Source organism: Pseudomonas sp. S09G 359 (assembly GCF_002843605.1).
Lineage (GTDB): Bacteria > Pseudomonadota > Gammaproteobacteria > Pseudomonadales > Pseudomonadaceae > Aquipseudomonas.
Window position 1 is genome coordinate 949,729 of record NZ_CP025263.1, and the last position, 22,244, is coordinate 971,972.

A 22,244-nucleotide genomic window follows, 5' to 3' on the forward strand; every position below is an offset into this window, starting at 1 on the left:
GGATTTCCTTGTTTTTTGGAGCTTGCCCCGACATTTTGTCCAATCGTAACCGATTACTGCACGCGACTAATGTCTCAGCTCAAGCGCCGAGTGGTCCTTCAAGGATGCTCAATTAACGCGTAATCTGCCATAAATTCTAGATTAAACGTTTCAGCCAGCGTATTTTTACGACGTTCGCGACTGAGTGCCTACTGCCAATTGACTGCTCAGTCAGTTATCCCGAATCCCCCTTACACTGTTTTATTCAAAACAATACCTAGTGCGGCCACCGCACTAACTAGGAGAACGGCATGCTTGAGCTCACTGTAGAGCAGATTTCCATGGGCCAGACGGCTGTGGATAAATCTGCTGCCCTGCACCTGCTCGCTGACAAACTGGTGGCCGATGGCCTGGTTGCCGAGGGTTACCTCAGCGGGTTGCAGGCCCGTGAGGCCCAAGGCTCTACCTTTCTCGGCCAAGGTATTGCCATCCCCCATGGCACCCCCGAAACCCGTGACCAGGTATTTTCCACCGGCGTGCGCCTGCTGCAGTTCCCCGAAGGGGTGGACTGGGGCGATGGCCAGATTGTCTACCTGGCCATCGGCATTGCCGCCAAATCCGACGAACACCTGCGCCTGTTGCAACTGCTCACCCGCGCCCTCGGTGAAACCGACCTGGGCCAGGCGTTGCGCCGTGCCGGCAGCGCCGAAGCGTTGCTGAAACTGCTGCAAGGTGCGCCGCAGGAACTGGCGCTGGACGCGCAGATGATCAGCCTCGGCGTGTCTGCCGATGATTTTGAAGAGCTGGTATGGCGTGGCGCGCGTCTGTTGCGTCAGGCCGATTGTGTCAGCAACGGTTTCGCCGCCGTGTTGCAGCAGGTCGATGCGCTGCCTCTGGGCGATGGTCTGTGGTGGCTGCACAGCGAGCAGACCGTCAAGCGCCCGGGCCTGGCTTTTGTCACCCCGGACAAACCCATGCGCTACCTCGGCCAGCCGCTCAATGGGCTGTTCTGCCTGGCCAGCCTCGGCGAAGCCCATCAAGCCCTGCTTGAACGCCTTTGCGCGTTGCTGATCGAAGGGCGCGGCCAGGAGTTGGGCCGCGCCACCAGCAGCCGCGCGGTGCTTGAAGTGCTTGGCGGCGAACTGCCGCCGGATTGGCCCAGCGCGCGCATTACCCTGGCCAACGCCCACGGCCTGCATGCGCGGCCGGCGAAAATTCTCGCGCAACTGGCGAAAAGTTTTGACGGCGATATCCGCGTGCGCCTCATCGATGGCCCGGTAGGCGCCGTGTCGGTGAAAAGCCTGAGCAAGCTGCTCAGCCTCGGTGCCCGGCGCGGTCAGGTGCTGGAGTTTGTCGCCGAGCCAACGATTGCCGGCGATGCGCTTCCGGCGCTGTTGGCGGCGGTTGAAGAGGGCCTTGGCGAAGAGGTCGAGGCGTTGCCGACCGTGAGCGCCCAGGCCGCCACCCTCGATATCGAACCGGTGGTCAGTGCACCGCAGGCCGGCAGCCAGCTCCAGGCGATTGCTGCCGCGCCCGGCATCGCCATCGGCCCGGCGCATATCCAGGTTCAACACGTGTTCGACTACCCGCTGCGTGGCGAGTCTGCTGCGATTGAGCGCCAGCGCCTGCAGACCGCGCTGGCCGAGGTGCGCCTCGACATCCAAGGCCTGATCGAACGCAGCCAGGCCAAGGCCATCCGCGAAATTTTCATCACCCACCAGGAAATGCTCGACGACCCCGAGCTCACCGACGAAGTCGACACCCGCCTCAAGCAAGGCGAAAGCGCCGAAGCCGCGTGGATGAGTGTGATCGAAGCCGCCGCCAAGCAGCAGGAGTCGCTGCAGGATGCCTTGCTTGCCGAGCGCGCCGCCGACCTGCGCGACATTGGCCGCCGTGTGCTGGCGCAACTGTGTGGCCTCGAAACCGCCCAGGAGCCTAGCGAACCTTACATCCTGGTGATGGATGAAGTCGGCCCGTCCGACGTGGCGCGCCTGGACCCGGCGCGGGTGGCGGGCATCCTCACCGCCCGTGGCGGCGCCACCGCCCACAGTGCCATCGTCGCTCGCGCCCTCGGGATTCCTGCATTGGTCGGTGCCGGCCCAGCCGTGTTGCTGCTGGCCAGCGGCACCGCGCTGTTGCTGGATGGCCAGCGCGGCCGCCTGCATGTAGCCCCCGACGCCGCGACCCTGCAACGCGCCACTGTCGAGCGCGATACCCGCGAGCAACGCCTGCAAGCCGCCGCAGCCCAGCGCCATGAACCGGCCCTGACCCGTGATGGTCACGCCGTGGAAGTGTTCGCCAATATCGGCGAAAGTGCCGGTGTGGCCAGCGCAGTGGAGCAGGGCGCCGAAGGCATTGGCTTGCTGCGCACCGAACTTATTTTCATGGCCCACCCTCAAGCGCCGGACGAAGCCACCCAGGAAGCCGAATACCGCCGCGTGCTCGACGGCCTCGGTGGGCGCCCGCTGGTGGTGCGCACCCTCGATGTGGGCGGCGATAAACCGCTGCCTTACTGGCCGATTGCCGAGGAAGAAAACCCCTTCCTGGGTGTGCGCGGCATCCGCCTGACCCTGCAACGCCCGCAGATCATGGAGGCGCAGCTGCGCGCGCTGCTGCGTTCTGCCGACAACCGCCCGCTGCGCATCATGTTCCCCATGGTCGGCAGCGTGGACGAATGGCGCGCCGCCCGTGACATGACCGAGCGCCTGCGCCTGGAAATCCCGGTGGCCGACCTGCAACTGGGGATCATGATCGAAGTGCCATCGGCCGCATTGCTGGCGCCGGTGCTGGCCAAGGAAGTGGATTTTTTCAGCGTCGGCACCAACGACCTGACCCAATACACCCTGGCCATCGACCGTGGCCACCCGACCTTGTCAGCCCAGGCTGATGGCCTGCACCCGGCGGTGTTGCAACTGATCGACATCACCGTGCGCGCCGCCCATGCCCATGGCAAGTGGGTGGGCGTATGCGGCGAGCTGGCGGCCGACCCGCTGGCGGTGCCGGTGTTGGTCGGCCTGGGTGTGGATGAGTTGAGTGTGTCGGCCCGCAGCATTCCTGAAGTGAAGGCGCGGGTGCGTGAATTCAGTCTGAGCGAGGCCCAGGGCCTGGCGCAAAAAGCACTGGCGGTGGGTTCGCCCGCCGAAGTGCGTGCCCTTGTGGAGGCCGTGTAAATGGCGAAGATTCTGACCCTGACGCTGAACCCGGCGTTGGACCTCACCGTACGCCTGGCGCAGTTAGAGCCGGGTGCGGTCAACCGCAGCGACACCCTGCTGACCCACGCCGCCGGCAAGGGCGTGAACGTGGCGCAAGTGCTGGCCGACCTGGGCCACGACGTGACCGTGGGTGGCTTTCTCGGTGCCGACAACGCCCAGGCGTTCGAGGCGCTGATTGCACGGCGTGGGTTTGCCGACGCGTTTATCCGCGTGCCGGGCGAAACCCGCAGCAATATCAAGATTGCCGAGCAGGATGGCCGGGTGACCGACATCAACGCGCCGGGGCCGTTTGTCAGTGAGCAGGCGCAGCAAGCGTTGCTCGACCAGTTGGCGTGGATCGCACCCGGCCACGATGCGGTGGTCGTCGCCGGCAGCTTGCCGCGTGGCGTCAGCCCGCAGTGGTTGCAGAACCTGCTGGAACACTTGCAGGGCCTCGGCTTGAAAGTCGCCCTGGACACCAGCGGCGAAGCTCTGCGCGCCGGGCTCAAAGCCGGGCCGTGGTTGATCAAACCCAACACCGAAGAACTCGCCGAGGCCCTCGATTGCCCGACCGATTCGGTTGCGCAACAGGCCCAGGCCGCCCAGCGTCTGCAACTGCAGGGCGTGCAACACGTGGTGGTGTCCCATGGCGCCGACGGCGTCAACTGGTTCAGCCCGAGCGCGGCTTTGCATGCCACGCCGCCGAAGGTCAGCGTGGCCAGCACCGTGGGCGCCGGTGACTCGCTGCTGGCGGGGATGCTCCACGGTCTACTCAGTTTTGAAGCCCCCGAACAGACCCTGCGTCGCGCCACGGCGATTGCCGCGATGGCGGTGACGCAGATCGGTTTTGGCATCAGCGATGACGCGCAGTTGGCGCATCTGCAAGGCGGCGTCGATGTGCGCACGCTGACAGAACAATAAGAGGGTTTGTGATGAAGTTAGCCATTGTTACCGCCTGCCCGAACGGCATGGTCACCAGTGTGCTGTGCGCCCGCTTGTTGGACGCCGCCGCGCAGCGCCAGGGTTGGAGCACCAGTGTTGAAGTGGTGGATGTGCAGCGCCCGGAGCGCCAGTTGTCCCAGGCGGTTATCGACGACGCCGAGTGGGTGCTGCTGGTCAGCAGCACGCCGGTAGACATGCAGCGGTTTGTCGGCAAGCGCGTGTTCCAGAGCACGCCGGCCCAGGCGCTGGCGGATGTCGACGCGGTGCTGCGGCGCGGTGCCGAAGAGGCGCAGGTGTATGTCGCGGCTGAACAGGCGGCGAAAAACGCGCCGCGCATCGTCGCGATCACCGCGTGCCCGACCGGTGTGGCCCACACCTTCATGGCCGCCGAAGCCTTGCAGCAAACGGCCAAGCGCCTGGGTTATGACCTGCAGGTCGAGACCCAAGGCTCGGTCGGTGCGCGCACGCCGTTGAGCCCGCAGGCTATCGCCGAGGCTGACGTGGTCTTGCTGGCCGCCGATATCGAAGTGGCCACCGAGCGTTTCGCCGGCAAGAAGATCTACCGTTGTGGCACCGGCATTGCCCTCAAGCAATCCGAAGCGACCCTCAACAAGGCCCTCGCCGAAGGTGCGGTAGAAAGCGCCGACAGCGGGGCGGTGGCCAAGAAGTCGGAAAAAACCGGCGTCTATAAACACCTGCTGACTGGCGTGTCGTTCATGTTGCCGATGGTGGTGGCGGGCGGGTTGCTGATTGCCTTGTCGTTTGCGTTCGGCATTCATGCGTTTGAACAGGAAGGCACGTTGGCGGCCGCATTAAAAACCGTCGGCAACACCGCCTTTACCCTGATGGTGCCGCTGCTGGCGGGTTATATCGCCTACTCGATTGCCGACCGGCCTGGTATTGCGCCCGGCATGATCGGCGGCCTGCTGGCGGGCACATTGGGCGCGGGGTTTATCGGCGGTATCCTCGCCGGTTTCCTGGCGGGCTACTGCGTCAAGCTGATCACCCGTGCCGTGCGATTGCCGCAAAGCATGGAGGCGCTCAAGCCAATCCTGATCATCCCGCTGCTGGCGAGCCTGTTCACCGGCCTGGCGATGATCTACCTGGTGGGCCCGCCGGTAGCGCGCATGCTCACCGGCCTCACCGACTTCCTCGCCACCATGGGCACCACCAACGCGGTGCTGTTGGGGATCTTGCTGGGCGGCATGATGTGTGTCGACCTGGGCGGGCCGATCAACAAGGCGGCGTATGCGTTTTCCGTCGGCCTGCTGGCGGCGTCGAGCGGCGCACCGATGGCGGCGACGATGGCCGCCGGCATGGTGCCGCCGATCGGCATGGGCATCGCTACGTTCCTGGCGCGGCGCAAGTTCGCCCAGACCGAACGCGAGGCCGGTAAGGCGGCGATGATCCTGGGGCTGTGCTTTATCTCCGAAGGCGCCATTCCGTTTGCCGCCAAGGACCCGTTGCGCGTGATCCCGGCCAGCATCGCCGGCGGCGCGCTGACCGGTGCGCTGTCGATGTATTTCGGCTGCAAACTGGCGGCGCCCCACGGCGGCCTGTTTGTGCTGGTGATCCCGAATGCGATGAACCATGCGCTGCTGTACTTGCTGGCGATTGTTGCCGGTAGTGTGCTGACCGGTGTGGTGTACGCGCTGATCAAGCGTCCGGAAGTGGTGGAGCTGGTGGTCACCTCCGCCAAAGCCTGACGCGGGTTAAACAATGTGGGAGCGGGCTTGCTCGCGAAAGCGGTGTATCAGTCAAGGATGTATTGACTGACACCCGGCTTTCGCGAGCAAGCCCGCTCCCACATTGGATCTCCAGTGCCTGTAGTTATGTCACATGGGCTTCATCCCCGCATGCTTTAGTCTCCCTTTTGATACTCAAGAGGGCACCTGCATGAGCCACTTCGATCTCGGCCGCCGCCGCGTGATGCAAGCCGTTGGCGCTGGCCTGTTGTTGCCGGGCCTGGCGCCGGCGGTGATTGCTTCGGTCAAGGATCGGCCGCAACTCACCGACGGCGTGCAGTCCGGTGACTTGCTCGGCGACCGTGCGATGATCTGGAGCCGCAGCGACCGCCCCGCGAAGATGGTGGTGGAGTGGGACACCCGCAGCGTGTTCAGCAACCCGCGCAAATTCGTTTCGCCCCTTGCCGACAGCCGCACGGACTTTACCGCCCGCGTCGAACTCAGCGGCCTGCCCGCCGACCAGGCGATCTTTTATCGCGTGCACTTCGAAGACGCCCAGACCGGCGTGGCCAGCGAACCCTGGTTCGGCCACCTGCGCAGCGTGCCGTCAGCGCGTCGCGACATTCGTTTTGTGTGGAGCGGCGACACGGTGGGGCAAGGCTTTGGCATCAACCCGGACATTGGCGGCATGCGCATTTACGAAGCCATGCGTCTGCGCCTGCCGGACTTTTTTATCCACAGCGGTGACACCATCTACGCCGATGGCCCGGTGCCGGCGCAACTGGCCACTGAAGGCGGGCGCATCTGGCGCAATATCACCACCGAAGCCAAGAGCAAAGTCGCGGAAACCCTCGATGAATATCGCGGCAATTACCGCTACAACCTGCTGGATGAAAACGTGCGCCGCTTCAACGCCGAAGTGCCGCAGATCTGGCAGTGGGATGACCATGAAGTGGTGAATAACTGGTCGCCGAGCAAACAGCTCGATGAGCGCTACCAGACCAAGGACATCAACACCCTGGTGGGCCGCGCGCGCCAGGCCTGGCTGGAATATTCGCCGATGCGCCAGCAAAGCGCCGATGGCGGTGGGCGCATTTATCGTAAGCTCAGCTATGGCCCGTTGCTGGATGTGTTTGTACTCGATATGCGCAGCTATCGCGGCCCCAACGACGACAACCTGGGCGCAGAAAAAGCCTTCCTCGGCCGCGAGCAATTGGACTGGCTCAAGCGCGAACTCAAGGCCTCCCAGGCGCAGTGGAAGGTGATCGCCGCCGACATGCCGATTGGCCTGGGCGTGCCCGATGGTGAGGTCAGCCCTGGCGTGCCGCGTTGGGAAGCGATCGCCAACAATGACCCGGGTGCGCCGCAAGGTCGTGAGCTGGAAATCGCCGAATTGCTCGGCTTTTTAAGGGCGCAACAGGTGCGTAACCATGTGTGGCTGACGGCGGACGTGCATTACTGCGCGGCGCATCACTACCACCCGGATCGTGCGGCGTTCCAGGATTTTGAGCCGTTCTGGGAGTTTGTTGCGGGGCCGTTGAACGCTGGGAGTTTCGGGCCGAATCCGTTGGATAAAACCTTTGGGCCCGAGGTGGTGTTCGAGAAAGCGCCGCCGGCACAGAACACTTCGCCGTTTGCAGGGTTTCAGTTTTTTGGTGAGGTGCAGATTGATGGGCAGACGGCGGAGTTGACGGTCATCCTGCGGGACTTGGATGGGGTCTCAGTGTTCGAGCAAAAACTGCAACCCATTTGATTTGAAATGTGCTCAGAAAATGTGGGAGGGGGCTTGCCCCCGATAGCAGTGGGTCAGTCAGCTCATTTTTAGCTGACCCACAGTCATCGGGGGCAAGCCCCCTCCCACATTTAGATCTATATTGTGATTGAATCAGTACACATCCCGGCGATAGCGCCCCTGCTCGATCAAGCGCTCCACCGCCTCACTGCCCAGCACCTCATGCAGCACCTGATCCACCCCGGCAGCCATCCCCTGCAAGCTCCCGCACACATAAATCGCTGCGCCGTCGGCCAGCCATTTACGCAGCACATCGGCCGATTCGCGCAGGCGGTCCTGGACGTAGATCTTTTCCTCCTGGTCGCGGGAAAAGGCCAGGTCCAGCAGCGCCAGGTCGCCACTGGCGAGCCAGCCTTGCAACTCGTCCTGGCACAGGTAGTCGTGGGCGATATTGCGTTCGCCGAACAACAGCCAGTTGCGCTGCTGACCATCCGCAATGCGCGCCTTGAGCAAACTGCGCAGGCCGGCCAGGCCGGTGCCATTGCCCAGCAGGATCAACGGCACCGGCGCCTGCGGCAGGTGGAAACCGCTGTTGCGGCGCAGGCGCAGGCTGATCGCTGAACCGAGGGCCGCGTGCTCGGTAAGCCAGCCCGAGGCCAGGCCCAGGCTGCCATCCGGGTGCCGCTCCTGGCGCACGATCAGCTCCAGCACGCCGTCACTGGCAATCGAGGCGATGGAGTATTCGCGCATCGCCAACGGCGCCAGCGCATTCACCAGGGCCTGGGCATGCAGGCCCACCAGGTGGGCGCGGTTGTCCGGCAGTTGGCGTGTTGCCAGGGCCTGGTTGAGGCTTTGCGGCAGGCCGTCGACCAACACGCCGTCGCTGCCGGCCAGGCCCATGCCGAGCAGGAAGTGTTCGATGGCCCACGGGCAGTTGCGCGGCAGGACTTCCACCAGGTCACCGGCCTCCCAGCGCTGCGGCGAGGCGCTCGTCAGGCCCAGCAGGTACACATCGGAACCGCTGCTGTCACGGTTGAGCAGGGTGCGCTGGCTCAGCGTCCAGTGTTCATACTGGGCGGTCGGCCATGCCGCCGCCGGTGCATGGCCGGTGAGTTGGCCCAGCTGTTGTTGCCAGCTCAGCAGGGCGGCGCTGTCGCCGCTGTCCACTTCCACCGGGGCGAACAGCGGGTTGCCGCCCTGGTCTGTCAGCCAGAAATGCAGGCGCCGGGCAAAGCCGCAGAAGTGTTCGTACTGGCGATCACCCAAGGCCAACACCGAGTAGTTCAGGCCTTTGAGGGACAGGTTTTGGCCGAGCACGCTGCGTTCGAACCCGCGCGCGCTGTCGGGGGCTTCGCCGTCGCCGAAGGTGCTGACTACAAACAGCGCGTTTTCCGACTGGCGCAGGTCGTCCTGGCTGACGCTGCCCAATGGCTGCACCTTCACCGGCAGGCCGGCCGCCTGCAATTGCCCGGCGGTCTGCCAGGCCAGTTGTTCGGCAAAGCCGCTCTGGCTGGCAAAGCCGATCAGCCAGGCCGGGGCATCACTGTGGTTGGCGCCGAGGCCTTTGCGCGCATCCCGGACCTGGCGCTTTTTACGCCGACGGTCGAGGTACAGCAGCCAGCCGGTGATAAAAAACAGCGGCATCAGCAGCGAACTGACGGTGAGGATAATGCGCCCCGCCAGGCCGAAGTAACTGCCGGTGTGCAGCGCATAGATGCTGGTCAGCAACTGCGCCTTGAGGCTCTTGCTGGCGTACCTGTCGTGGGATTTGACCTCGCCGGTGGCCGGGTCCAGGTTGATCTGGTTCAGCGCGCGGTCGTGGGGCGAGTTGCTCAGCAGGTAGTAGACGGTGGCCGGTTGCCCCGCCACGGCCGGCATGCGGATGTTATACGCGCTCAGGCCGGCGCCCGCATTGCTGTAGATGCTGCTCCAGATGGCGTCGTAATCAGCGACCGGCGCAGGGCCTTCGGGCGCCGGGCCGCGTTTGCGCACACGCTCGTTTTGTGGGGCGTCGGCTAACAGCTTGGTCAGCCCCTGGCTGTACCAGTCGTAGGACCACGACAACCCGGTCAACGCTGACAGCAGATAGGCCAGCAGGCACCAGGTGCCGAACACCGAATGCAAATCCCAGTTGAAGCTGCGGCCCTTTTTGCGCCAGTCCAGGGTCAGCCAGGCGCGCCAGCTCGCCACTTGGCGCGGCCAGCGCAGGTACAGGCCGGAGAGGCAGAAGAACACCAGGATCAGCGTGCAGGCGCCGGTGATATTGCGCCCGGTTTCGCCCATTACCAGGAAGCGGTGAAATTGCAGCAGGAAACCGAAGACGTCCTGGCCCACGGCGTCGCCCATGTAGTCGCCGGTATAGGGGTCGAAGTAGCGCATCTGGCCACGGCGCTCACCCGGCGGCGGGGTGAAGAACACGCGCGCGGCGTTGCCGCTTTCGCTTTCTACCCACAGCATCGACACGGTCTTGCCTTCGGTGGCTTCCAGCTTGCGCACCAGCTCGGCGGGCGGCAGCACGCCGGCTTCGCGTTTTTCGACGCTTAATACCGTGGGGTTGAGCGCCCGCAGTATTTCATCCTGAAACGACACCGCCGCCCCGGTGATCCCCATCAAGGCCAGCACCAGCCCGGCAGTGATGCCGAAGAACCAGTGCAACTGGAACAGGGTTTTCTTCAACACGTCTGACCGCCTCGTCTATCTGAATATGTAGGGCACGGCGCGCATTATGCCGTGGGTTAACGAGAAAAATTCTGTTTTACACGCAAAAGCCCCACGCATCCGATACGTGGGGCTTTTTGCTCTGGGTTGCCGCGTTTAGAAGTGGAAACTGGTGGACAACAACGCCGTACGACCGGCCGCCTGGTTGGCGAAGTGCGAGGCGTAGGCCTTGTCGTAATAGGTCTTGTCGGTCAGGTTCTGCACGTTCAGTTGCAGGTCGACGTTCTTGGTCAGCTTGTAGCTGGCCATGGCGTCGTAGCGGGTGTAGGACGGCACATAAACCGTGTTGGCCGCGTCGCCGTAAACCTGGTCGACATAAAACGCGCCACCGCCGATGGTCAGTTTCGGGGTCAGGTTATAAGTGGTCCACAGGCTGAACGAGTTCTCTGGCGTGTTGGGCATCTGGTTGCCTTTGTTGGAACCAACCTGGACCACGCCCTGGCGGTTACCGTTCTTGCCCGGGTCAACCAACTCGGCTTTCAAGTAGCTGTAGCCGGCGAACACTTGCCACTGGTCGGTGATTTTGCCGCTGGCCGACAGCTCCAGGCCGTCGACGCGGGATTCGCCGGCGGTTTCGTAGGTGTTGGAGTCCACCAGGATGCGCGTGTTTTTCTTCTCGGTACGGAACACGGCGGCCGACAGGGACAGGCGGTTGTGGAACAGGTCCCACTTGGTGCCCAGCTCGTAGTTGACGGTTTCTTCCGGTTGCAGGTCGCTGGTGTTGATACCGGTCGGGATCGCGTTGCTGTCCACGCCTTCACCCACCAGGCCGCCGGCCGGCGAGGCCGAGGTGGCGTAGGAGGTGTAGATACTGCCGTTGTCCAGCGGCTTCCAGACCATGCCCGCCTGCCAGTTGAAGAACTGGCTGTCGTCCTTGACCTTGCTGCGCGCCTGGACGGTCGCGGTTGGCACGGCGTTGGTATTGGCTTGGGTGTCGAAGGTGTCGTAGCGCAGGCCGACGTTCAGCAGCCATTTAGGGTCCAGTTCGATGGTGTCGAACACATAGGCGGCGCGGCTGGTGGCCTTGGTGTTGGTGCCGTTGTAGTTGCGCGCGATGCTGCCGGTCCAGGCGTCGTCCGGGTTGGGGTTGCTCAGCGAGGTGCACTGGCCGCCACGGCCGCCACCGGCTACGGTGCAGGTCGGGTTGGTGTTCGGCGTGACGGTGTAGCCGCTGACGCGGGTTTCTTCACCGGTGAATTCCAGGCCGGTGGAGTAGCTGTGCTTGAAGCCCAGTGCCTGGAACGTGCCGAACAGGTCGGTCTGGTTGGTGGTGGTAGTGGTGGTGGAAACGCGGGTATTGGCACGACGCCACACGGTGCCGAAACGGTTGACGTTGCGCTGGCTGTCGTCCGGCTGGGTGAGCACGTAGTCCTGGCCGGTGCTGCCATGGCGCAGGGTGTTTTTCAGCGTCATGCTGTCGCTCAGGTCGTGCTCGACGGAGATCGTACTGATATCGGCGCGGGTCTTGCGGAAATCGCGGCTTTTGAGACCGTAGAAGTTGTTGCTGTCGCCGCCGTCGGTGGGCTTGTCGTGCACGTGGGTGGTGGCGGTGGCAGAGCCGTAGCCGTACGGGATGCCCGAATCCGGCAGGTCGTTGCTTTCCATATGGTAGTAGCTGAGGTTGACGCGGGTCGGGGTGCCCAGGCCGAAGGTCAGCGACGGCGCAACGCCCCAGCGGTCGTAATTGACCGCATCGCGACCGGCTACGTTCTGCTCGTGGCTCATCAGGTTCAGGCGGAACGCGGCGCTGTCATCGAGGAACTGACGGTTCACGTCGAGTACGTAGCGGCGGGTCTGGTCGGAGCCGTAGGTGAAGCCGCCGTTGGTGAAGTCCCGGGCTTGCGGGGTCTTGCTCACCAGGTTGAGGCTGCCGCCGGCCGAACCGCGGCCGCCGAACGACGAGTTGGGGCCTTTGCTGACTTCGATCGATTCAATGTCGAAGATCTCGCGGCTCTGGCCGCCGGTGTCGCGCACGCCGTCCAGGTAGGTGTCGCCCTGGGCATCAAAACCCCGGATGAACGGGCGGTCGCCCTGGGGGTTGCCGCCTTCGCCGGCGCCGAAGGTAATGCCCGGTACGGTGCGCAACGCATCCTGCAATGAGGTGGCGGCGGTGTCCTTGAGTACTTGTTGCGGCACCACGGTGACCGAGCGCGGGGTATCCACCAGCGGCGCGGTGTATTTCTGCGAAGCGGCTTTTTCGACCTGATAGGAGGTGCTGTCCTGGTCTTCGCCGGTGATGCTGGTGGCACCCAGGGAGATGCTGTTGCGCTGGTCCTTTTGCTCAGTGTCTTCGGCCGCTTGCGCCATATGGGCTGCAGAGCTGGCGCCGAGGGCTACGCCGATGGCCGAGGCCAGTAAACGTGGCGAACTGGTAGGTGTTTTTATTGAAGTGCGCGACATGACGTGTCCTTTCCCCAAGGATGTGAGGCGGCGGAATATAGGGTGAACAAGTATTCATATCAATTGCGATACATTGCTAATTGCACTGAATTTACATTCTTTACACTTTTTGCTTACGGTTTTTACCGACTCATCCGTCACCGGCGTTTTACAGAGCGGATAAGAATCAATACCATTGGCGCCTCTCTGCTTTCAGGTATCACCCCATGCTGCTGCACATTCCCGGCCTGTTCTCTCGCGAGGAGGTGCAGCGCATTCGCCAAGCCCTGGAAAACGCCGACTGGGCCGACGGAAAAATCACCGCCGGGCACCAGTCCGCGAAGGCCAAACACAACCTGCAATTGCCCGAAGGCCACCCGCTGGCCAAGGAAATCGGCGCGGCGATGCTTGAGCGGTTGTGGAAAAACCCGCTGTTTATGTCAGCGGCGTTACCGCACAAAGTTTTCCCGCCCTTGTTCAATTGCTACACGGCCGGTGGCAGTTTCGACTTCCATATCGACAATGCCGTGCGCCAGGCCCGGGGCAGCCACGAGCGGGTGCGCACGGATCTGTCGTCCACCCTGTTCTTCAGCGACCCGGAGGAATACGACGGCGGCGAACTGGAGATCCAGGACACCTTCGGCCTGCAACAGGTCAAGCTGCCAGCCGGCGACCTAGTGCTGTACCCCGGCTCCAGCCTGCACAAAGTCAACGCCGTGACCCGTGGCGCGCGTTATGCCTCGTTCTTCTGGACCCAAAGCCTGGTGCGCGAAGACAGCCAGCGCACCCTGCTGTTCGAGATGGACGGCGCGATCCAGCAACTGACCGCGGACGTGCCCGACCATCCGGCGCTGATTCAGCTCGCCGGCACCTACCACAACCTGCTGCGCCGCTGGGTCGAGGTCTGACATGGGGTTTTTATTGCGCCGCGAAGAAGTGCTCAACGTCGAGCAGTTGCAGGGCATGCTCGACGACTCGCCGGTGCGTGCGGCTCAGGCCATCCTGATCGCGGCGAAGGAGGGCGTAGTGGATGCGCAGGCGTTACTCGGGCAAATCCTGCTGGAAGGGCAGGGTATTGCGCGCGATGAAGCGCTGGCGTTGCGCTGGTTCCAGATAGCGGCCAATCGCGGGCATTCGATGGCGCGCAATATGGCCGGGCGCTGCCTGGAGCATGGCTGGGGCTGTGCCGTGGATGAAGCGGCGGCGGCGCGGGAATATCGCCAGGCGGCCGAGGCCGGGTTGGATTGGGGCCAGTACAACTACGCCAACCTGCTGGCTACCGGGCGTGGGGTGGCTGAAGACCAGCAACACGCGCTGGCTTTTTATCGCCAGGCGGCAGAGCAGGGGCATGCCAAGTCGATGAACCTGTTGGGGCGTTATCTGGAAGATGGTCAGCATTGTCCGCGGGATCTGCAGGCGGCCGTGGACTGGTATCGGCGCTCAGCCGAAGGTGGCGATTTTCGTGGGCAGTTCAGCTATGCGGCGGTGCTGGCCGACAGCGGTCAAATCGATGAGGCGCTGGGTTGGTTGGGCAAGGCGCTGGCCGGCGGCAATCTCAAGTTCCTGAACACGGCGCACAAGGCCCTCGCGGCGGCGAATGACCCGCAGATACGCGCGATGGCTGACGCCTACCAGCAACGCGCCGCCAGCTTTTCTTGAGGCATAAAAAAACCCATGACATGTCATGGGTTTTTTGTGTGCAGCGGTCTTACACGTAGAACGACTTCAACGGCGGGAAGCCATTGAACTCAACCGCGCTGTAGCTGGTGGTGTAGGCACCGGTCGACAGCCAGTACAAACGGTCACCAATCGCCAGGTTCAGCGGCAGGCCGTACTTGTAGTTTTCGTACATGATATCGGCGCTATCGCAGGTAGGACCGGCGATGACCACTTCTTCCATCTCGCCTTTCTTCTCGGTCCAGATCGGGAACTTGATGGCTTCGTCCATGGTTTCGATCAGGCCGGAGAATTTGCCCACATCCGTGTACACCCAACGCTCGACGGCGGTGCGCGATTTACGCGCTACCAACACCACTTCACTGACCAGGATACCGGCGTTGGCGATCAACGAGCGGCCTGGCTCCAGGATGATTTCCGGCAGGTCGTCGCCGAAGTCTTCTTTGAGGAAGCGGATGATTTCTTCGGCGTAGGTTTCCAGGCTGTTGGTGCGGGTGATGTAGTTGGCTGGGAAGCCACCGCCCATGTTGATCAGCTTGAGGTGGATGCCGTCTTCTTCTTTCAGGCGTTCGAAGATCACTTTGACCTTGGCAATCGCCGCGTCCCACACGCTGATGTCGCGTTGTTGCGAACCGACGTGGAACGAGATGCCGTAAGGCACCAGGCCCAGGTCACGGGCGAGGATCAGCAGGTCCATGGCCATGTCGGTCTGGCAGCCGAATTTGCGCGACAGCGGCCAGTCAGCCGTGGTCGAGCCTTCGGTGAGGATACGCACATACACTTTCGACCCCGGAGCGGCCTTGGCGATGTTGCGCAGGTCGGCTTCGGAGTCGGTGGAGAACAGGCGCACGCCCTTCTCGTAGAAGTAGCGGATGTCCTTGGATTTCTTGATGGTGTTGCCGTAGCTGATACGGTCGGCGCTGACGCCGCGGTCCATGACCTTGTCCAGCTCGTAGATCGAGGCGATGTCGAAGCTCGAACCTTTCTCTTTGAGCAGGTCGATGATCTCCACGGCAGGGTTGGCCTTGACCGCGTAATACACCTTGGCGAACTCGAAACCGGCGCGCAGGTCATCGTAGGCCTGGCTGATCATCGCGGTATCGATCACCACGAACGGGGTTTCTTGCTTGTCGGCGAACGCCTTCATTTTGTCAAAAGTGGCGCGCGCGAAATAGTCTTCGACGTTGATCGACATGCTGGGAACTCCTACTGGCAAACTAGATTGATCAATGGGTGCAAATGAACGTCCTCCGTATCCCCACTTTGGTTCGCCTACTTCCCAAGGCATGTCGCCGAAAGCAAAAAGGCCACGGGAATAACCGCTTCCCTTGGCCTTGCTGTCTCGTCGTCAGTACTTGAGCCGGATGGATCGTTTCCAGCATGGACGTTCGGCGCGAACTTTAGGGCGTGAGGGGCTTTAGATCAACTAAAAATGTCGCGTTTTTGCACGCGTTCGTCGCGGGACCGCGTGCAGCTACTTATGTAACCGACAGGTGTGACGGATTGATGTTCCCTGGAGAGGAGAAATTGAGGACATCTCCCTGACTCAACAGAGAGCAAATGTGGGAGGGGGCTTGCCCCCGATAGCAGTGTGTCATCCATGCATAGGCTGACTGACACACTGCCATCGGGGGCAAGCCCCCTCCCACATTTTGATCCCAGGTGTGTCAGCTCAGATCAGGCCAGCGCAGTCTCAGCCGGCGAAACAATACTAGTCTTGCCCCCACGCGACTTGCCAGAGCTCAAGTACTCGGCAATCGACTCTTGGGTCACTTCGCCCAGGAACACCCGTTCCGCATCCATCACCGGCAGCCACGAGCGGTTGAACTCGTACATGCGGGACAGCAGGATGCGCAAGTGCTCGTCGTACGCCGCCGTGGCGTTGAATTCGCGCAGGTATTGGCCGCAGGTACCGGTCTGACGGTGCAAGTCGCGACGTCGTACATAGCCCAACGCCTTGTTCTCGGCGCAGGTGACCACCACATAGCGGCGGTCGGTTTCGTCCATCAGCTCCAAGGCATCGGCTACCGGGGTTTCCGGGCTCACCGACGGGGCGTTGTCCGCCGCGTCTTCGGCCTTCACCAGCAGCAGGCGTTTGAGGGTGCTGTCCTGGCCCACGAAGTTGCTGACGAACTCGTCAGCCGGGTGCGCCAGCAGGGTGTCCGGGTGGTCGATCTGCAGCAGCTTGCCGGCGCGGAAGATCGCAATCTTGTCACCCAGCTTGATGGCTTCGTCGATGTCGTGGCTGACCATGATCACGGTCTTGTTCAGCGCACGCTGCATTTCGAAGAACTCGTTCTGGATCATCTCGCGGTTGATCGGGTCGACCGCGCCGAACGGCTCATCCATCAGCAGCAGCGGGGCATCCGCCGCCAGCGCGCGGATAACGCCGATGCGCTGTTGCTGGCCGCCCGACAGTTCACGCGGGTAGCGATGCAGGTACTGCTTGGGTTCCAGCTTGATCATGCTCATCAACTCGCGGGCGCGGTCGTGGCATTTCTGTTTGTCCCAGCCCAGCAACTTGGGCACGACCACGATGTTTTCCTCGATGGTCATGTTGGGGAACAGGCCGATCTGCTGGATGACATAGCCGATGTTGCGACGCAGGGTCACTTCATCGAGGTCGGTGGTGTCTTCGCCGTTGATCAGGATCTTGCCCGAGCTGGGTTTGATCAGGCGGTTGATCATTTTCAGCGTGGTGCTCTTGCCGCAGCCCGAGGGGCCGAGGAACACACAAATCTCGCCTTCATTGACGGTCAGGCTTACATCGTTGACGGCAGTAATGGTCTTGCCGTTGCTTTGGAAGGTCTTGGACAGGTTTTGAAGTTCGATCATTTGAGCAATCCTTTTGGAGTCAGCGAGCGTTGCAGCCATTGCAGAAGCAGGTCGGCGAAGATGGCCAGGAGACTGACCAGCACGGCGCCAACGATCAGCATCGACATGTCGCTGCGGCTGATGGAAGCCAGAATAAGTACACCCAGGCCACCGGCGCCGATGGTGGCGGCGATGGTCATCACACCAATGTTCATCACTACGGCGGTGCGCACACCGGCGAGGATCACCGGCACCGCAATCGGCAGTTCGACCATGCGCAGGCGCTGGCCGAAGGTCATGCCGATGCCTTTGGCGGCTTCACGAATGCCCGGTTCCACGCCGGTGAGGGCCAGGTAGGTGTTACGCATGATCGGCAGCAGGGAGTAGAGGAACACGGCGGTGATCGCCGGCATCGGCCCCAGGCCCTGGCCGAATTTGGAGTAGAACGGCAGCAGCAGGCCGAACAGGGCGATGGAGGGTACGGTCAGCAACACCGTGGCGCTGGCTTGCAACGGGCCGGCCAGGGTCGGGAAGCGGGTCATCAGCACGCCCAGGGGCACGCCGACGACAATTGCGAGGATCACCGCGATACCGACCAGGGTGATGTGCTGCCAGGTCAGGTGCAGGACTTGGGCCCAATCAAGATGGGAAAAGGCGTTCAGGAATTCCATGTCTTCTCCTTCTTAGTTGATCGGATGTTGGCGCAGGAAATCGGCGGCAACAGCGGAGGGGCTTTCATGGTCGACGTCGACGCGTGCATTCAGCTCGCGCATGGTTGCGTCGTCGAAGAGGGCGGCCAAGGGCTTGAGGTCGGCAGCCAGTTGCGGGTGAGCGTCAAGATAAACCTGGCGCACCACGGGGGCGGCGGTGTAGTCCGGGAAGTAGTGCTTGTCGTCTTCCAGCAGTTTCAACTTGAAGGCATTCAGGCGCCCGTCGGTGGTGTAGACCAAGCCGGCAAATACCTGGCCATTACGCAAGGCGGTGTAGACCAGGCCAGCGTCCATCTGCCGGGTGTTTTTGCGCGTCAGGTTCATGTCATACAGTTTGACCATGCCGCCCATGCCGTCGGACCGGTTGGCGAACTCGGTGTCCAGGGCCACCAGGCGGTTTTGTTTGCTGTCCTCGGCGAGGGCCTTGGTCAGGTCGCTGATGCTGTTGATTTGCGGGAATTCCTTGGCCACGTTGTCGGGCAGCGCCAACGCGTAGGTATTGCTGAATTTCGACGGCGACAGCCAGACCAGGCCTTTTTTCGCGTCGAGTTCTTTCACACGGGCGTAGGTTTGTTCGCTGTCGAGTTTCTCATCGACATGGTTATAAGCCACCAGCGACACACCGGTATATTCCCAGAGCATATCCAGTTGCCCGCTTTCCTGGGCACTGCGCGCCAGGTTGCTGCCCAGGCCGCCGGTCACGCGGGTGTCGTAGCCCTTGGCGCGCAGGTACTGGGAGGTGATTTCGGCGAGCAGGGTCTGTTCGGTGAACACCCGTGCGCCGATGCGGATTACCGGTTTTTCAGCGGCTTGAGCAACACCTGCAAACAGCAGGACGCAGCTCAGTATCAACGTCAGTTTTTTCATGTGATTTCCTTTGCCAAGCCTTAAGACGGACGCAGCCCGCGTTCCAGCCAGAGGCGGCTGGCCATGGTCACCAGACCGTCAAGCAGCAACGCCAGCAGTGCGGTGCACGCGGCACCGAGCAGCAGTTGCGGCTGATTGTTCAGGGCGATGCCGGGGAAGATCAGGCTGCCCAGGCTGTTGGCACCAATCAGGAACGCCAGCGGCGCGGTGCCGACGTTGATCGCCAGGGCCACACGCACACCGCCGATGATGATCGGCACGGCGTTGGGCAGTTCCACCCGAAACAGCACCTGGCGCGGCGTCATGCCGATGCCGGTGGCGGCTTCCTTCAGCGAGCCTTGAACGTTTTTCAGGCCCTCGTAGGTGTTGCGCACGATGGGCAGGAGGGAGGCGAGGAACAGCGCGAAGATGGCCGGGCCGCTGCCGATGCCAAGGACGCCGAGGGCGATGGCCAGTACGGCCAGGGGCGGGACGGTGTTGCCGATGTTGAAGATCTGCATGAAACGTTCTGCGCGCCCGACCATATTCGGTCGGCTGAGCAGGATACCGGCGGGGATGCCCACAATGAGGGCCGCCAGCATGGAGACTAGAACGAGGATCAGGTGTGCTTGCAGGTAAAACAACAAATCGTCGCGGTACAGTTCGATCGTGTTGATGCCGATCCAGTGGACCAGCAGGGCCAAGAGGGCGACGACAACCGCTCCTCCTATCAGCCCTTTGCCATAGCGAATAGCCACAGGCGGACTCCTTTTTTCTTCTGTCGGCGTCCACATTCCCGAGCGGCAATGCCATTCCTGGCTGCCTCTGAATGTGGTCGCGAAATGCAGCTCGTCTACACCGGCAATGCGGTGCGAGTTCGAGCCATGAGCGCAGCCTCGTCAGGCTAACTTGCTGATTTATCAGCCCCTGTTCCGAGTGCGATAGCAGGGGAGTGGACGTCTCTACCTTTTAAAAGGTTCCATACTTGGCAGCATTTAGCCACCCCCAATGGGGTGAACGGTGGTCCGTCCCCCTGGGTTTGCGCTATACTCGCCGCCCTTTTTTGACTCACCTGCCAGGCGATTTCCCATGACCCACCAGGCCGCCGAAGTCGCGAAACGCCGCACTTTCGCCATTATTTCCCACCCCGATGCCGGTAAAACCACCATCACCGAGAAGCTCCTGCTGATGGGCAAGGCAATCGCTGTGGCCGGCACGGTGAAATCGCGCAAATCCGACCGCCATGCCACATCCGACTGGATGGAGATGGAAAAGCAACGGGGTATTTCCATTACCACGTCGGTCATGCAGTTCCCGTATCGCGACCACATGGTCAACCTGCTCGACACCCCAGGCCACGAAGACTTCTCCGAAGACACCTACCGCACCCTGACTGCGGTGGACTCGGCCTTGATGGTCCTCGACGGCGGTAAAGGCGTCGAGCCGCGTACCATCGCGCTGATGGACGTGTGCCGCCTGCGTGATACGCCAATCGTCAGTTTCATCAACAAACTCGACCGCGATATCCGCGACCCGATCGAGTTGTTGGATGAAATCGAAGCGGTCCTCAAGATCAAGGCTGCGCCGATTACCTGGCCGATCGGTTGCTACCGCGACTTCAAGGGCGTGTACCACCTGGCTGACGACTACATCATTGTCTACACCGCCGGCCACGGTCACGAACGCACCGAAACCAAGATCATCGAAAAACTCGACTCGGACGAAGCCCGCGCCCATTTGGGTGACGAGTACGACCGTTTTGTCGACCAACTGGAACTGGTGCAGGGCGCCTGCCATGAGTTCAACCAGCAGGAGTTCCTCGACGGCCAGCTGACCCCGGTGTTCTTCGGTACCGCCCTGGGCAACTTCGGCGTTGACCACGTCCTCGACGCCGTAGTGGACTGGGCCCCGCGCCCGTTGGCGCGTGTAGCCAACGAACGGACCGTGGAGCCGGTGGAAGAGAAGTTCACCGGTTTCGTGTTCAAGATCCAGGCGAACATGGACCCGAAACACCGCGACCGTATCGCTTTTATGCGGATCTGCTCCGGCAAATACGAAAAAGGCATGAAGATGCGCCACGTGCGCACCGGCAAGGACGTGCGCATCGGCGACGCCCTGACATTCTTCTCCTCCGAGCGTGAGCAACTGGAAGAGGCGTTTGCCGGCGACATCATCGGTTTGCACAACCACGGCACGATCCAGATTGGCGACACCTTCACCGAAGGCGAAACCCTGGGTTTCACCGGTATCCCGCACTTCGCCCCGGAACTGTTCCGCCGCGTGCGCCTGCGTGACCCGCTCAAATCCAAACAACTGCGCCAGGGTTTGCAGCAGTTGGCGGAAGAGGGCGCCACCCAGGTGTTCTTCCCCGAGCGCAGCAACGACATCATCCTCGGCGCCGTCGGTGTGCTGCAGTTCGATGTGGTGGCCAGCCGCCTGAAAGAGGAATACAAGGTTGAATGCTCCTACGAGCCGATTACCGTGTATTCCGCGCGTTGGATCGATTGCAGCGATAAGAAGAAGCTGGAGGAGTTCTCCAACAAGGCCGTGGAAAACCTCGCGGTCGACGGCGGCGGTCACCTGACCTACCTGGCCCCGACCCGGGTTAACCTGGCATTGATGGAAGAGCGCTGGCCGGATGTGAAATTCCGCGCGACCCGCGAACACCATTAAGGTCTGAGCGGTATACAAGAGGGCGAAGCTGTCATGGCGTCGCCCTTTTTCATGCCCGCCACAGAGCTAAATGTGGGAGCGGGCTTGCTCGCGAAAGCGGTGTGTCATTCACCCGTTGTGCTGGCGGATCCACCGCCTTCGCGAGCAAGCCCGCTCCCACATTTTGATCTGCGTATAACCAGGAGTTGGCGGGAAGCCCACATCCGGTCTAGCGTTTCAACTATTACACCCATTCACCGACGGATCAGGAGGCGATCTTGCGTATGACTCAACGCGTCATCCATATGGTGCTGCTGGGGTGCCTGGGGCTGGCGAGCACCTCAGCGCTGGCCGGCGCCGGAACCCCCCAGTGGAAAGACACCGGCCCGGTCACCAAGAAAAAGCAGAACGAAGTCAACTCCGGCAGCTGGCAGCCCCAAGCCCAGCCTGCGCCCAAGGAAGATGCGGAAAACCCCTACAACGAAGGTGAAGACAGCGAAACCTACGACGACGGCGACACCTGAGGCCTGGCGCAAACCGCGCATCGGGGCTAGCGTCAATCCTGGCGGCGGTGGATCACTGCCGAGCGGGATTTACCTACTGACTGGACGGAATCGACCATGAGTATTTTTCAACGAGTCGTGCTGTTGATAAAAGTGCTGGTGCTGTTGTCGTTGGGCATGTCGACGGCTTGGGCACATAACCCGGTGCAGAACGGTGCCGCGCTGTCGGCGACACACAGCGCGCAAGACTTGCAACTGGCCAAATCGGAGTCCGAAGGCGGTGACAAGGACCAGGGCGGCAGCAAGGACGACGATGACTCCACCACCAACGAGCCGGACAGCGATGACCCGGACGATGACGACGGCGACAGCCAGACGTAGGCCGCGCCCAAAAGAAAGCCCCTCCCGCCAGGCTG

General features: G+C 62.2%; 16 protein-coding genes. 9 read left to right on the plus strand and 7 right to left on the minus strand.

Annotation, left to right across the window (positions count from 1 at the left end; genetic code table 11):
- Positions 1-290: 290 nt before the first annotated feature.
- From ptsP to CXQ82_RS04240, 4 genes are all read left to right on the plus strand, one after another.
- A complete protein-coding gene (gene ptsP, locus CXQ82_RS04225) occupies positions 291-3,149 on the plus strand; it encodes a phosphoenolpyruvate--protein phosphotransferase (RefSeq protein ID WP_101266439.1) in 2,859 nt (952 codons plus the stop codon).
- Positions 3,150-4,091 (plus strand): 1-phosphofructokinase, encoded by a 942-nt coding sequence (gene pfkB / locus CXQ82_RS04230; RefSeq protein ID WP_101266442.1) that lies wholly within the window; start codon positions 3,150-3,152, stop codon positions 4,089-4,091.
- An 11-nt stretch (positions 4,092-4,102) separates the two neighbouring features.
- Positions 4,103-5,818 carry a PTS fructose-like transporter subunit IIB gene (locus CXQ82_RS04235; protein WP_101266445.1) on the plus strand — a complete coding sequence of 572 codons (1,716 nt, stop codon included), beginning with the start codon at positions 4,103-4,105 and terminating at the stop codon, positions 5,816-5,818.
- A gap of 190 nt (positions 5,819-6,008) precedes the next feature.
- Complete coding sequence (locus tag CXQ82_RS04240) at positions 6,009-7,550, plus strand: alkaline phosphatase (protein ID WP_101266447.1); 1,542 nt, start codon at positions 6,009-6,011, stop codon at positions 7,548-7,550.
- Between the two features lie 132 nt (positions 7,551-7,682).
- On the opposite strand, the gene CXQ82_RS04245 is transcribed toward CXQ82_RS04240, so the two are convergent.
- Positions 7,683-10,208, minus strand: coding sequence for a sulfite reductase flavoprotein subunit alpha (locus CXQ82_RS04245; RefSeq protein ID WP_101266449.1), 2,526 nt, complete (start codon positions 10,206-10,208; stop codon positions 7,683-7,685).
- A 135-nt stretch (positions 10,209-10,343) separates the two neighbouring features.
- Positions 10,344-12,647: a TonB-dependent siderophore receptor gene (locus CXQ82_RS04250; RefSeq protein ID WP_101266452.1), complete on the minus strand. Its 2,304-nt coding sequence runs from the start codon at positions 12,645-12,647 to the stop codon at positions 10,344-10,346.
- Between the two features lie 206 nt (positions 12,648-12,853).
- Here CXQ82_RS04250 and CXQ82_RS04255 point away from each other — a divergent pair, with 206 nt between their 5' ends.
- Positions 12,854-13,534 (plus strand): Fe2+-dependent dioxygenase, encoded by a 681-nt coding sequence (locus tag CXQ82_RS04255; protein WP_101266454.1) that lies wholly within the window; start codon positions 12,854-12,856, stop codon positions 13,532-13,534.
- 1 nt (position 13,535) lies between these two features.
- Positions 13,536-14,285, plus strand: a complete 750-nt coding sequence (locus CXQ82_RS04260) for a tetratricopeptide repeat protein (RefSeq protein ID WP_101266456.1) — start codon at positions 13,536-13,538, stop codon at positions 14,283-14,285.
- A 49-nt stretch (positions 14,286-14,334) separates the two neighbouring features.
- Here the strand turns inward: CXQ82_RS04260 and CXQ82_RS04265 are convergent, their stop codons facing one another.
- The 5 genes from CXQ82_RS04265 to CXQ82_RS04285 form a co-directional block, all read right to left on the minus strand.
- Positions 14,335-15,498 carry a type III PLP-dependent enzyme gene (locus tag CXQ82_RS04265; RefSeq protein WP_010213203.1) on the minus strand — a complete coding sequence of 388 codons (1,164 nt, stop codon included), beginning with the start codon at positions 15,496-15,498 and terminating at the stop codon, positions 14,335-14,337.
- 482 nt (positions 15,499-15,980) lie between these two features.
- Positions 15,981-17,138: a betaine/proline/choline family ABC transporter ATP-binding protein gene (locus CXQ82_RS04270; RefSeq protein ID WP_099587069.1), complete on the minus strand. Its 1,158-nt coding sequence runs from the start codon at positions 17,136-17,138 to the stop codon at positions 15,981-15,983.
- The gene (locus CXQ82_RS04275; RefSeq protein ID WP_027604864.1) at positions 17,135-17,788 is read right to left on the minus strand and encodes an ABC transporter permease; all 654 of its coding nucleotides are present in this window, start codon (positions 17,786-17,788) and stop codon (positions 17,135-17,137) included. The genes CXQ82_RS04270 and CXQ82_RS04275 overlap by 4 nt, the downstream gene beginning before the upstream one ends.
- 12 nt (positions 17,789-17,800) lie before the next feature.
- Positions 17,801-18,694 carry a glycine betaine ABC transporter substrate-binding protein gene (locus tag CXQ82_RS04280; RefSeq protein WP_101266459.1) on the minus strand — a complete coding sequence of 298 codons (894 nt, stop codon included), beginning with the start codon at positions 18,692-18,694 and terminating at the stop codon, positions 17,801-17,803.
- 20 nt (positions 18,695-18,714) lie between these two features.
- Entirely contained in the window at positions 18,715-19,431 is a 717-nt protein-coding gene (locus CXQ82_RS04285) for an ABC transporter permease (protein ID WP_004372306.1), read from the minus strand.
- Positions 19,432-19,762: 331 nt separating this feature from the next.
- Between CXQ82_RS04285 and CXQ82_RS04290 the strand changes: the two genes are divergently transcribed.
- The 3 genes from CXQ82_RS04290 (at position 19,763) to CXQ82_RS04300 (ending at position 22,209) form a co-directional block, all read left to right on the plus strand.
- Positions 19,763-21,346: a peptide chain release factor 3 gene (locus CXQ82_RS04290; protein WP_101266461.1), complete on the plus strand. Its 1,584-nt coding sequence runs from the start codon at positions 19,763-19,765 to the stop codon at positions 21,344-21,346.
- Between the two features lie 263 nt (positions 21,347-21,609).
- A complete protein-coding gene (locus tag CXQ82_RS04295; protein WP_256581875.1) occupies positions 21,610-21,849 on the plus strand; it encodes a hypothetical protein in 240 nt (79 codons plus the stop codon).
- A 96-nt stretch (positions 21,850-21,945) separates the two neighbouring features.
- Positions 21,946-22,209: a hypothetical protein gene (locus CXQ82_RS04300; protein WP_101266465.1), complete on the plus strand. Its 264-nt coding sequence runs from the start codon at positions 21,946-21,948 to the stop codon at positions 22,207-22,209.
- Positions 22,210-22,244: the final 35 nt, after the last annotated feature.